The organism is Micromonospora sp. NBC_00362 (assembly GCF_026342155.1).
GTDB lineage: Bacteria > Actinomycetota > Actinomycetes > Mycobacteriales > Micromonosporaceae > Micromonospora > Micromonospora hortensis.
In genome coordinates, this window is the sequence record NZ_JAPENH010000001.1 from 328848 (window position 1) to 341597 (window position 12750).

The following is a 12750-nucleotide window of genomic DNA, read 5'->3' on the forward strand; positions in this document are numbered from 1 at the left end:
CACCGGTCGTCGACCGGTGGTGCTGACGTGGTGCTGGCGTTCCGGCCGCTCTACCCCAGGCGGGCCTCGATGGTCTCGATGATGCGCGGACGCAACTCGGCGGCGCGGATGACGGCGTCCACCGAGCCGACCTCGACGGCGCGGTGGATGTTGTGCACCCGGTCGAACTCCGCGGCCACCTCGCTGAGTTTCTCCGCGCGCACCGACGAGCGCAGCTCGTCGAGTTCCGCTGTCAGCGCGGCGCGTTCGGTGCCGGCCGAGGCGGCGGTGCGGGCCTCCAGGTCCCGCACCCGCGGGTCGGCAGCAGTACGAGCGTTGACGTCGGCGGAGAACACCACAGCGGCGGCGGGTGCGCCACCGAGCACCGAGGCGAACGAGCCCTCCAACGCCAGCACCGTCATGTTCGGGTTCAGCGCCTTCGAGAACACCACGAACGCACCACCGTGGTAGCGCGAGATCACGCAGAAGACGATGGGCCCCCGGAAGTTCACGATCGCCCGGCCGATCTCGGCACCGTACTCAAGTTGCAGCTTGCGCATCGACTCCGGTGAGCCGTCGAAGCCGGACAGGTTCGCCAGCACGACGAGCGGCCGGTTGCCGCTGGCCGCGTTGATCGCCCGCGCGGCCTTCTTCGACGAGCGGGGGAACAGCGTGCCCGCCGTGTAGGTGTCCGGACCGTCGGTGGGCGGGAAGCCGTGCCGGGGCACCGACCGGGACTCGATGCCGAGCAGGCAGACCGGAATGCCACCGAGGTGGACGTCCTGCACGACAGCGGTGTCAGCGTCCGCCATGCCGGCCCAGCGCTCCAGCACCGGGTGGTCCTGGTCGGAGAGGGCCCGCATCACCGTTCGGATGTCGAACGGCTTCTTGCGGTCCGGGTTGGACTCGACGGAGAAGATCTCCCCGACGGTGGCGAAGGAGCTGCCCGCGACGTCGTGCGGGAAGCCGGAGATGTCGCGGTCGGCCGGGTCGGTGGTGACCGCCCGCCGGGGCGCGTCCTCGCCGGGCGCGACGTACGTGTGGTCGTAGTGCGCCATCACCACGTCCCGTGCGGCCGTCAGGTTCGGCGCCCAGTACTGCGCCTGCCCGTTCGGCCCCATCACCCGGTCGTAGCCGCCGATGCCGAAGTTGTCCTCAGCCGACACGCCACCGGAGAAGTCGAGCGACTGCTTGCCGGTGAGCACCATCGCCGAGTCGGGCGTCATCACCAGGATGCCCTTGGTGTGCATGAGCATCGTCGCCTCGGCGTTCCAATACGGCTGCGCGCCGACGTTGATGCCCGCGACCACGATGTTGATCTCACCGCCGGCCTGGGTGAACTCGACGATCCGCTTGAGTGCGGCGGCCACCCAGTCCATGTTCTCCGTGCCGGAGGTCATCGAGATCCGGGCCCCGGCGGACAACGCCCACCACTCCAGCGGCACCTGCATCCGCTCGGCCAGGTCCAGTGCGGCGATCACGCGCCGGCACTCCGGCTCCGACAGGGCGCCCAGCGACTTCGTCGGGTCGCCGAGCAACACCACCCGGGTGACACCCTGCGGGTAGCGCTCGGTCGGCGTCGTCACGACCCCGGCGACGATGGCGGCGCTGTTGCGCCCCTTCGGCCGGTCCACCGGCACCAACACGTGGTCGTCGTCGAGGTCGTGCTCGACGAAGTCACCGAGGCGGCCGGTCAGCTCGTACGGATACACGGTGTTGCGGCTGCTGGCCCGCAGCACCTTGAGCCGGTACTCGTCGAGCGGCTCGATCGGCTCGACCGGCGGCTCCCCGACGGCCAGTTCGGCGCCGCCCGCGGCGTCGAACGAGATCCGTACGGCGATCTTGGTCAGCTCGCCGGTCCGGCGGTCGCGCTGGCGCGCGATGAACAGGATCTCCTCCAGGCCGGCGCCCGCGGTCGTCGGGCGGACCCGCCCGGCGATCATCTCCATCTCCTCGCGGGTCAGCTCGCTCGGCGGCCACACGTAGACCACGATGCGGTTGGTGTTGAAGCGCGTCTTCGACGGCCGCCGCGACTGGGCGCGGCGGATCGAGTCGAGGCAGGTGGCGATGGCGTCCTCGGCCGTCGGCAGCGCGACCAGGCGGCCGTCCTGCTCGCGAAGCTCGGTCAGGTCACGCACCTGCGCGAACGCGACGAGGCGCTCGTCGGCCCGGTTCTCCCGCGCCACGCACTGGAAGAGGTAGACCTCCTCGTCCGACGACGGCAGCCGGGTCAGGTCGAACTTGTGCAGCCGCTCCAGCTGCATCCGCTGCGCGATGTACGGGTGCAGCCCACGGATCAGACGGTCCTCGGTCAACTGGGCGCCCGACGGGCGGAAGGTGAAGTGGTGGTGCATGACCGCCCCGCCGCGACCCGCGACGGTGGTGGTGACCCGACGGACCTGGGGCGGCAGCGGGTGCGCGGCGATGACCTCGGCCAGCGCGGCAGCCATCGCGTCGAAGTCCTCCGGCTGGTTCTCCCAGCCGAGGTAGATGTCGGCGTCCACGGCCTCCTCGCCGGTGGCCAGCTCGGCCAGCCCGCGCAGGGCGCTGCCCAGCGCGTCGAAGCTGACCGCGGCGGAGACCACGCTGGAGTCGGCGCGCTCGGCGACCACGAACGTGCAGCCCGCGACCTCGCGGGTGCGCACGCTGGTGAGCGACCGGTTGCCGTAGTAGCGCCGGGTCAGCACCTCCAACATGACCGCGTTGTCGAGGTGGTCGCGGACGAGCCGCTGACCGAGCAGCCGGACCAGCGGCTCGGTGCTGCGCACCATCTCGGCGATGCGCTCGGCGCGGTCCGGCGCGTCCGGGTGCGCGTCGAGGTGCCGCAGGTGCCCACGGACCTCGGCGTAGACGCGGGCGCGGTTGCGGCGCAGCAGCGGCTGGGCGAACCAGGCGAACACCACGCCGCGGGCGAGGTCCGCGACCACTGGGAAGCGGACCTGCGTCGCGGCGATCAGCCGCTCCAGCGCGAGGCCGGCCGGCTCGCGCAGCGTCTCGTCCGGCGGGGTCTCGCGCAGCCACGCGCGCAGCAGCGCCGCGATGACCTGCGCGTCAGCGGAGGCGCGCTGCTGGGCGAGGAAGATCCGGAAGACGGCGGCTTCGAGGGCGGGGGTGCGGTCCAGGTCGGTGACGCCGTACCGGCCGAGGGCCTTGCCGAGCCTCGTCTGGAAGGCGTCCGGCAGCCCGGCCCGCTCGACGTCGAGGCTCTGCAGGTAGGTGTGGAAGTACTCCCGGGCGCTGTGCACGTGCGCGGCGCCGCCGTCCTCGCCCGTCGGCCGGTTGCGGCTCAGTTCGGCGAGATCGGCGAACACCTCGATGAGGTCGAGTTCGGCGGCCAGGGGCCGCTGGCCGGCTTCGGTGGCCGTCCGTCGCGCGGTGAGGTAGTCGTCGAGCACCCGGCGGTCGTCGTGGGGGTCGACGTCGAAGCCGAGCAGCAGACCCCGCAGGTCCTCCTGACCGCGCCGGCTGCGCTCGTACGCCGGGATGTCCGCGGCGGCGGTGGGCAGGTCCAGTTCGACGGTTTCGGTGCTCGGGTCGTCAGGGGTCTCCTCGGCGCCGTCGGCGAGCGGCTCCAGGCGCAGCAGCGGCGAACCGGCCTCCACCTGGCTGCCCACCGACACGGCGCACTCCTTGAGCCGCGCCTTGAACGGCGCCCGCAGCACCGTCTCCATCTTCATCGCTTCGAGCACCAGCACCGGCGCGCCCGCCTCGACCTCCGCGCCGACCTCCAGCGGCGTGGCGACGACCAGCGCGGGCATCGGGGAGCGCAGGACGCCACCCTCATCCCGGCTGACCCGGTGCGTCACTCCATCGACCTCGACCAGGTGGGTCGGCCCGTACGTGCCAGTGAGCAGGCGGTAGCGGATGCCGTTGACGACGATCTGACCGGTGTGCCGGTCGAAGCGGTCGAGCTCGACGTCGGCGGTGCGCACGACGGGGCCGGTCTCGATGCCGACCCGGAACCGGTGCGCGCCGACCCGCGCCACCCGGGTGCGGTAGCCGACGCCGCGCAGCTTGAGGTCCAACGGTCGGCCGCTGGCGTGCTGCACCTGTGGGCGCCCGCCGGCCGCCGTCGACAGCAGCCGCTGCCGTTCGACGCGCTCCTCCTCCTCGTACGCCTCGATGGCGGCGGCGGCCAGGGCGACAGCGGAGTGGCGGTGGGTGACGAGGCGGCCCTCGCCGCGGACGCGGTCGATCCAGCCGGTGTCCGCGCTGGCGTCGATCACCTCGGGCTGGTCGAGCAGGTCGAGCACGAAGCTCTTGTTCGTCGCCCCACCTTCGATGATCACCGTGGTGTTCGCCATCGCCCGGCGCAGCCTGCCGAGCGCCTCGTCGCGGTCACGGCCGTACGCGATGATCTTCGCGATCATCGAGTCGAAGTCGGCGGGGATGGTGTCACCCTCGCTGACGCCGGTGTCCACCCGGATGCCGGGGCCGCTGGGCAGGTCCAGCCGGGCGATGCGGCCGGGGGACGGGGCGAAGTCGCGGTCGGGGTCCTCGGCGTTGAGCCGCGCCTCGATGGCGTGCCCGCGCTCGGCCGGCGGCGCACCGTCGAGTCGCCCGCCGGCGGCGACGTGTAGCTGCGCCTTGACCAGGTCGAACCCGGTGGTCAGCTCGGTGATCGGGTGCTCGACCTGGAGGCGGGTGTTGACCTCGAGGAACGCGAACAACCGGTCCCCGGGGTGGTAGAGGAACTCGACGGTCGCCGCGCCTCGGTAACCGACAGCCACGGCCAGCCGCTCCGCCGACGTCTTCAGCTCGGCGGCCTGCGCCGGGTCGAGCACCGGCGACGCCGACTCCTCGATGACCTTCTGGTTGCGTCGTTGCACGGAGCAGTCGCGGACGCCGAGCGCCCAGGCGGTGCCCTGTCCGTCGGCGATCACCTGGACCTCGACGTGCCGGGCCCCGGTGACGAGGCGCTCCAGGAACACGATGCCGCTGCCGAACGCCCGTGCCGCCTCCTGGCTGGTGCGGTCGTACGCGTCGACCAGCTCGGCCTCGTTCCTGATCACGCGGATGCCGCGCCCGCCGCCGCCGGCGGTCGCCTTCAGCATCAGCGGATAGCCGACCTCGGCTGCCGAGGCCTGGGCGGCGGCGAGGGTCTCGACGGCGCCGCGGCTCCACGGCGCGACCGGCACGCCGACCTCCTCGGCGATCAGCTTCGAGCCGATCTTGTCGCCGAGTTGGCGCATGGCGTCCGCGCTCGGCCCGACGAAGGTGACGCCGATCTTCTCGCACAGCTCGGCGAACGCCGGATCCTCGGCGACGAAGCCCCAGCCGACCCACGCGGCGTCGGCACCGGTCTCGGTCAGGGCGCGCTCCAGCACCGCCAGGTTGAGGTACGGGCGTGCGGACGCCGGGCCGAGATCGTAGGCGATGTCCGCTTCGCGGACGAACGTGGCGCTTCGGTCGACATCGGTGTAGAGGGCCACGGTTTCGAGCTGGATGCCGGTCTCCGCGGCCAGCTCGCGGACCGCGTGGATGAGCCGCATGGCGGCTTCACCACGGTTGACGATGGCGACACGGTTGAACACCCGAAAAACCCCTTAGCTAGACCTCGACCTGCGCGCCGGGAGACGACGGCTCCCAGCAGTGATCACCTTTCCGCGTGGCGGCGGCCAGCGCTATGGCGCAACCACCGAACCCACCGTCCCTCAGTTGTAGGAAATGCACAAAACTTTTTGGCACACCGGAAGACGTACCGACCCGATCTGGCACTCCGGCAGTTGATCAAGGCGGTGCGGGCGGTTCACGTCCGCAGCCTCCCGAGTTGATCCCCGGGTGATCGGCTGACCAGGAAGATCATCGCCGGTCCGGTCAACCGCCGGCCCGGCTCGACCATCCCGGACCAGGTCAGGAACGCACCAGGGAAGGAGCGGCAATGAGGTCACCGCACCTCGTACGCCCACGTCTGGCGCTGCTGCTCGCGGCGGGACTCACCACGCTCGTCACGCCGGCCGGCGTCGCCCACGCGGCGAGGGCCACGGTACCCGCGACGGGTGCCCCGATCCCATCACCTCGACCGCGCGGCTCGCCCCTGGCGTCACGTACGGCTCGTTCGAGGTGGCCACGCCCCGGGACGTCACCCTCGGTCACCCGCTCACCGGCGACCTGAAGAAGGACAAGGTCTCCCTCGACCTGCTGCACCCCGACGCGGCGGCGGATCGAGCACTGTCACCGTCCGTGAGCCGGGCCAGACCGCGGCCACCGCCCGCAACAGCCGGTCCGACGGTACGGAGCGTCTGGTCACCAACGGCATCGGGATCGTCGTGGGCAAGCACCGATCGGTGTACGCACCCGAATTCGCCCCGTCCGCTGCCCCGGACGGGGCGAGTTCGCTCAGCCGAGACGGTCGGGCACCCGGACCGTCGGCCCCAGGTCAGATAATGACGCCGGCCGAAGGGACCCGATGACAGTTCTCGACACCAGGGCGCTCAACCGCGCGACGCTCGCCCGGCAGCTGCTGCTCGACCGCGCCGACCTGCGGCCGCTCGACGCCGTGGCCCACCTCGGTGGCCTGCAGGCCCAGGAGCCGCAGGAGCCGTTCATCGGGCTGTGGTCGCGGCTGCGCGCGTTCGACCCGACGGTGCTCTCCACCCTGCTGACCCAGCGACACGTGGTGCGTACCCACCTCATGCGCCGCACCGTCCACCTGCTCGTCGCCGACGACCTCGTGGCCTGGCGCAACCGTCACGACGCCATGCTGCGCCAACGCGTGCTCGGGGTCTACCGCGGCGAGCTCGACGGGGTGGACCTCGACGCCCTCGCCGCTGCCGCGCGGGCGGTGGTGGCCGACGGTGAGCCCCGCTCGATGCCCGAGATCGGGCGGGCGCTCGCCGAGCGCTGGCCGACGCCGGGGCCGCGGGTGCTGGGCGAGATAGCAGTCGCGCTGCTCCCGATGACACAGGTGCCGCCGCGCGGGCTGTGGCGGACGACGGGGGGCGCGCGCTACGTCCTGCTCTCCGCGTGGCTCGACCGGGAGATCGCCCCGTCGACCGCGGCGGGCACCGATCCGGTCGGCCAACTGCTCGTTCGCCGCTATCTGGCCGCGTTCGGCCCTGCGGCCACTGCCGACCTGCGGGCCTGGTGCGGCCTCGCCGGGCTGCCCGCTGCGGTGACCGCCATGCGGGACGAGTTGGTGACCTTCCGCGACGAGCGTGGCCGGAAGCTGATCGACCTCCCCGACGCGCCGCGCCCCGACCCGGAGACACCCGCCCCGGTGCGGTTCCTGCCGGCGTTCGACAATGCGATCCTCGGCTACGACGACCGCAGCCGGATCATCGACGACGCGCACCGTCTCCTCTCGGTGGCCGGCGAGCGCGTGGTGCTCGTCGACGGCCGGGTCGCCGCGACCTGGACGGTCGAGTCGGAAACGGTGACCGTCAACCCCCTACGCGGCTTCTCCCGAGCTGACCGGGCCGCCGTGACCGAGCAGGGGCAGGCCCTGGCGTCCTTCCTCTCCGACAACGAGAGCGACCGGGTGCGGGTCGGTTCGTCTCCCCGCTGAGGGCCGACGCAATCGGTGCCCGACGGCCTGACCCTGACGTGCGCGCGGTGAACGACGTCCGCCCCGCTCCGGCGCGATGGCGGGTGCGGGGCGGACGTCGTGTCGGTCAGGGCTTGCGGGCCACAGCGCCGTAGGCGTCGATCCCGACGGCGTCGGGCTCCTCCGGTCGCCACAGCGGGATCGGCACCAGGCCCGGCTCCACCATCGCCAGCCCGTCGAAGCAGCTCTCGAGCTCCTCCGGGCTGCGCAGGATGTACGGAACCCCGCCGCTCTGCGCCAGCCGCTCGGCACCCGAGACCACCGCCGGGCTGGTGTTGGTGCCGTCCCAGAGCACGAGGTGTGAGCCGGACGGCACCGCGTCCATCGTGCGCCCGACGATCGAGCGGACCACGTCCAGGTCGGGTTCGTAGCCCATCACGCCCATGTACATCACGGCGATGGGCTGGTCGAAGTCGAGCGTCTGCGCCGCCTCGGCGAGGATCTTCTCCGGGTCGTGGTAGTCGGCCGGGACGTAGGTGGTGACACCCTCCGACGTCGTGCTGGCCAGCAGTGCCCGCGCGTGCACCAGCACCATCGGGTCGTTGTCCACGTAGACGATCCGCGAGTCGGGCGCGACGCCCTGGGCGACCGCGTGCGTGTTCTGCATGGTGGGCAGGCCGGTGCCGATGTCCAGGAACTGCCGGATGCCCGCCTCGGCCGCGAGGTGACGCACGGCCCGCACCAGGAACACGCGCGACTGCTGCGCCATCAGGACGATCTCCGGGTAGACCTCGGCGACAGCGTCGCCGGCCGCCCGGTCGGACTGGAAGTTGTCCTTGCCGCCCATCCAGTAGTTCCAGATCCGTGCCGCGTGCGGCACGTCGGGCTGAAGCTTCGCGGCGAGTTCGGGGTCCGGGCCAACCATGCCTGGCTCCAATCGAGGGGTCGTCAGCTGGAGGTCACCACAGCGGTACGCCCGGGATCGTACTCCGGCAATGTCCACTCTCGACCAGGGGTGGACCTACCGTCGCCAGGCAGGGGATCAGGGTCGCTGTCACCGGTGGACCACCCCGTTCTGGTACGCCCACACGACGGTCTGTAGCCGATCTCGCGCACCGATCTTGGCCATGGCCCGCCCGAGGTGCGACTTGACGGTGCTGGTCTCGATGAAGAGCCGCTCGGCGATCTCGACGTTCGACAGGCCCTGCGCGAGCAGCTCCACGATCTCGGTCTCCCGCGCGGTCAGCTGGTGCGCCGCCGCCGCGTCCGATCGGGGAGCGGGCGTACGCCTGGCGAACTCCGAGATCACCCGACGGGTGACGGTCTGGTCGACGAGCCCGTACCCGCTCGCCAGGCGACGGATCGCCTCGATCAGCTCCTCGGGCTCACAGTCCTTGAGGATGAAGCCGCTGGCGCCGGACTCCAACGCGCCGAAGACGTACTCGTCGAGGTCGAAGGTCGTCACGACCAGGACCGCCGGTGGCGTTCCGGTCGCCTCGGCGACGATCTGGCGGGTCGCGGTGAGTCCGTCGCCGTGCGGCATCCGGACGTCCATGCAGATGACGTCCGGTTGCAGCCGGCGGGCCAGCTCCACGGCGGCGGACCCGCTCGACGCCTCCGCGACGACCTCGATCTCGCCAGACTGCTCCAGGATGACGCGGAAACCGGCCCGGACGACGGCCTGGTCGTCGACGAGCATCACTCTGATCACGCGAGGGCCTCTTCCTTCGGACGGGACGCGGCGGGGCCGTTCGTCGGGAGTGTCGCGGCGACCGACCAGCCGCCGGCCGCCGTCGGGCCGGCGGTGAACGTCGCCCCGATCAGCTGGGCGCGCTCACGCATGCCCACCAGACCGACGCCGCCGGTCCGTGCCGCCGGTACGCGTCGCGGCGCGACGGGTTCGTTCACCACCTCCAGCGACACCGAGCGGGGCTCGAAGCGGAGCACCACCCGTGCTGCGGCACCCGGGGCGTGCTGGCGGGCGTTGCTGAGCGACTCCTGCGCGATCCGGTAGAGCGCGACGTCGGCGATCGGTGGCACCTCGCGTTGCTCGCCCTCCCGGACGAACTCCACCGGGCCGGCGAGGCTGCCCGCGGTACGGACGAGGTCGTCGAGCATGCCCAGCCCCGGCACCGGGGCGGCACCGTCGCCGCCCTCGTGCCCGGGCCTGCCGCGCAGCACACCGACGACCAGCCGCAGGTTGTCCAGGGTTTCCTTGCCCTGGCTGCGGATCCAGGCCACACCGGCCTTCGCGGCCACCGGGTCCCGGTCGATCAGCCGCTCGACCGCCGCCGCCTGCACGACCATGCCGGAGAGGTGGTGCGCGGCCACGTCGTGCAACTCCCGGGCCATCCGGGAACGCTCCGCGCCGATCGCCGCCTGGACCTTCGTGCGCTGCTCCCGGACCGCCTCGTCCGCCCGCACCCGGACCAGCTCCACGTAGCGCCGGTAGGTGGCCACGTAGCCGCCGACGAAGGTCGCGCTGGCGTAGGTCAGGGCGCTCGCCGAGACGTACGCGACGGCCGTCAGCAGATCCGGGGTCACCACGACGGCCGCCCCGATCGACTCCACCACCACGACCGCGCTGACGGCCAGCAGCGCACGGCGAACCGGAAGCAACGACCCGACGGTGTACGCCACGACGAACGGTGCGAGGCCCCGGATGGTCGCCTCGGGCAGGGAGAAGCCGATGATGGGCAGTTGGAGGCCGACGACGAGCGCGAGGCAGAGCAGGGGCCGGACCCGACGCAGGCACAGCAGCATCGCCTGCGCGCAGCAGATGGCGACGAGCAGCCAGGCCCGCGCCGGGTCGAACGACACCCCGTCCTCCGGTGCCACGAACCAGAACAGCGAGGTGAGCAGTACGAACGTCAGGACGGTCAGCACCGCGGCCAGCAGGCAGTCCCGGGGGAACACTCCGGTCATCCCGAGCCGGGTGAGCCGGCCGTCGAGCCACTTCGTCAGTCGTCGTGTGCCGAAATCGGTGTCCGTGTGGTCCCTCATGGGGTGCGCATCCTTGCTCCGGATCGTCCCGGGTCGGGCGGGTCAGTAGGAGATGCTAGGCGCGAGCAGGTGGAACTCCACGGCGAACCAGCCCGCGCCGGCGAGAGCCAACAGGATCAGGCCGCTGCCGGTGATCCGCCGCCAGCCGACGTGGCGTCGCACGTCGTCGACCAGCCGGACCGCGGCGGGCAGCACTCCGAGCAATCCGACCAGTTGCAGCACCTGAATGGTGCGCAGGACGGGCCCGGGAACGTCCTGCAGGCTCATGATGCTGCCGATGCTCAGCACCCAGCCGGCGAACGCGAGCAGCGTGCCGGCGACGGCGAGGCGGCTCAGGATCCGCGCGGTGCGCCCCGCCCGCTCCCGGGGAGCGCGGCCCAGTCGACGGCGGACGATCGCGCCGACCGGCCAGGACAGGACGGTGAGCAGCAGCACGACTGTCGACAGGGCCAGCACCGGAACGGCCACCATGGAGGCGCGGGCCGGCTCGACGGGCAGCAACGCGAACGCGGAGTCGAAACTGATCGCCTCGACCCGGTCGTCGGTCGCCCGCATGGCGATCGTGCGCTGCCCGCCGACCTCGCGCCAGACCCAGGGCGCCACCTCCTCGTAGAGGGCGGGGGAGTCCGACAGTGGGCCCGGCTCCACCAGCAACCGGTCACCGTCGGCGACGCTGACAGTGGTCCGACCGACCAGGCCGATCGCCGTCAGGAAGTTGCTCTGAATCGCTCGTGAGGACTCGTACGTGCCGGCGGCCAGCGCGGCGTGCTGGGCGGTGGTCGCCGGGTCCACGCCGGCGGTCGGCTGGTCGTCGCGGGCGGGGAAGTAGCGGTCGGCGAAGCCGTTCACGATCGACTCGCGAAGCTCGTGGCTGTCGAGGGCGCCGGAGCCGTTGCTGTTGAGGGACAGGAAGATGCCGGCCCGGTCGTCGGGGTAGATCTGCAGGTGGGAGTGGAAGTACTTGGTGTCGCCGCCGTGGCCGAGGATCCGGTGGCCGTTACGGTCCTCGGCGAAGAATCCGAGGGTCATCCGGGGCCCGTCGGCCAGCGTGCCCAGCGACGTCGCGTCGAGTGCCGGCCGCTGCATCAGCTCACGGGTCGGCTGGTCCAGCAGGGGCGCGAAGCCCACCGGCTCGCCGAGCTGGGCGAGCATGAATCGCGCCATGTCCGTCGCCGGGGCGCTCAGCGCACCGGGCGGGGGCGTACCGACGATCTCGAACGGCGCGGCGGGCCCGGCGGAGGTGTCGTACCCGTTGGACATCCGGTCGCGCAGCGCCGCCGGGAGGGGCTGCGCGAAGGTCGACGACGGCATGCCGGCGCGGTCCAGGACGGTGCGTTGGACATACTCCTCGAAGCGCGTCCCGCTGACGCGTTCGACGATGTAGCCGGCGAGCGCGTTGCTGTAGTTGGAGTACGCGGGGACGGTGCCGGGCTGGTAGATCTGCTCCGGTGGGTCGGTCATCAGGGCCCTGCGGAGGTTGAGGTCGCCGCCGTCGGTGCCGATGAGGCCGGCGATCCGCTCCTCGAAGCCGGCGGTGTGCGTCAGCAGGTGCCGCAGTGTGACGGCCCGCTCGTAGCGCAGCGGCAGTTCGAAGTCGAGGTACGTCGTGACGTCGGTGTCGAGGTCGAGCTTCCCGCTCTGCACGAGTTGCAGCACCGCGGTGGCGGTGACGAGCTTCGACACCGATCCCATCCGGAACAGGTGCCGGTCCGGGTCGACAGGTACGGCACCGTTGCCGCCGTCACCGGTGTCGGCGTACCCGTACCCCCGGGCTGTGAGGATCTTGCCGTTGTTCACGACGGCGACAGTGGCCCCGGCGATGTCGGTACGGTCGAGCGCGGCCGGCAACAGGCCGTCGAGCCAGGCGTTGACGTCGGTGTCGGTCAGGGCGGAACCCGTCCCGCTCGCCACGGCGGGCGCCGCCGGAGCATCGATGTGCGGTGCGGGGTTGTGCTGCTGCGCGCCGCAGCCGGCGGCGCCCACGGCGAGGACGACAGCGGTCGCCAGCACCGCGCCGAGTCGGACGACCGGCCGGGCGGGTCGGGGTGAACCGGGGGCGGGAAGGGGAAGAGAGCGCATCGTCTGCCGGTGCCTTTCCTGGCGAACGGGTGTCCGGAACAGGTCCGTACGGCGTCACCCGATGCCTTGGGACAAGCCTGTTCGAGTGATCGCCCCGAGCCATCTGGCGCGAGACGGCAATGCGCCTACGACTTGAGGAGGAGGGGCGGGTGCGCCGATGGTGGGCAGAGGTGTCGCCCCGGTCGCGTGAACCACCGCCCGTA

Annotated in this window: 6 protein-coding genes; 1 reads left to right on the forward strand and 5 read right to left on the reverse strand. The window is 71.9% G+C overall.

The features are described from left to right. Positions 1-50: 50 nt before the first annotated feature. Entirely contained in the window at positions 51-5513 is a 5463-nt protein-coding gene (locus OG992_RS01505) for a carboxyl transferase domain-containing protein (RefSeq protein ID WP_266302070.1), read from the reverse strand. 875 nt (positions 5514-6388) lie between these two features. On the opposite strand from OG992_RS01505, the gene OG992_RS01510 reads away from it, so the two are divergent. After that, entirely contained in the window at positions 6389-7486 is a 1098-nt protein-coding gene (locus tag OG992_RS01510) for a winged helix DNA-binding domain-containing protein (RefSeq protein ID WP_266302071.1), read from the forward strand. Between the two features lie 106 nt (positions 7487-7592). Here the strand turns inward: OG992_RS01510 and OG992_RS01515 are convergent, their stop codons facing one another. The 4 genes from OG992_RS01515 to OG992_RS01530 all read right to left on the reverse strand — a co-directional run bounded on the left by OG992_RS01515 (position 7593) and on the right by OG992_RS01530 (position 12547). After that, entirely contained in the window at positions 7593-8390 is a 798-nt protein-coding gene (locus tag OG992_RS01515) for an SAM-dependent methyltransferase (RefSeq protein ID WP_238683946.1), read from the reverse strand. A gap of 129 nt (positions 8391-8519) precedes the next feature. Continuing rightward, complete coding sequence (locus tag OG992_RS01520) at positions 8520-9164, reverse strand: response regulator transcription factor (RefSeq protein WP_238684378.1); 645 nt, start codon at positions 9162-9164, stop codon at positions 8520-8522. Positions 9165-9172: 8 nt separating this feature from the next. After that, positions 9173-10468 (reverse strand): sensor histidine kinase, encoded by a 1296-nt coding sequence (locus OG992_RS01525; protein ID WP_266302072.1) that lies wholly within the window; start codon positions 10466-10468, stop codon positions 9173-9175. Between the two features lie 42 nt (positions 10469-10510). Continuing rightward, positions 10511-12547 carry a serine hydrolase gene (locus tag OG992_RS01530; RefSeq protein WP_266302073.1) on the reverse strand — a complete coding sequence of 679 codons (2037 nt, stop codon included), beginning with the start codon at positions 12545-12547 and terminating at the stop codon, positions 10511-10513. Positions 12548-12750: the final 203 nt, after the last annotated feature.

Coding starts and splice junctions, on each gene's coding strand:
- OG992_RS01525 (WP_266302072.1), bottom strand. CDS start 10,468: ATGAGGGACCACACGGACACCGATTTCGGCACACGACGACTGACGAAG.
- OG992_RS01530 (WP_266302073.1), bottom strand. CDS start 12,547: ATGCGCTCTCTTCCCCTTCCCGCCCCCGGTTCACCCCGACCCGCCCGG.
- OG992_RS01520 (WP_238684378.1), bottom strand. CDS start 9,164: ATGCTCGTCGACGACCAGGCCGTCGTCCGGGCCGGTTTCCGCGTCATC.
- OG992_RS01510 (WP_266302071.1), top strand. CDS start 6,389: ATGACAGTTCTCGACACCAGGGCGCTCAACCGCGCGACGCTCGCCCGG.
- OG992_RS01515 (WP_238683946.1), bottom strand. CDS start 8,390: ATGGTTGGCCCGGACCCCGAACTCGCCGCGAAGCTTCAGCCCGACGTG.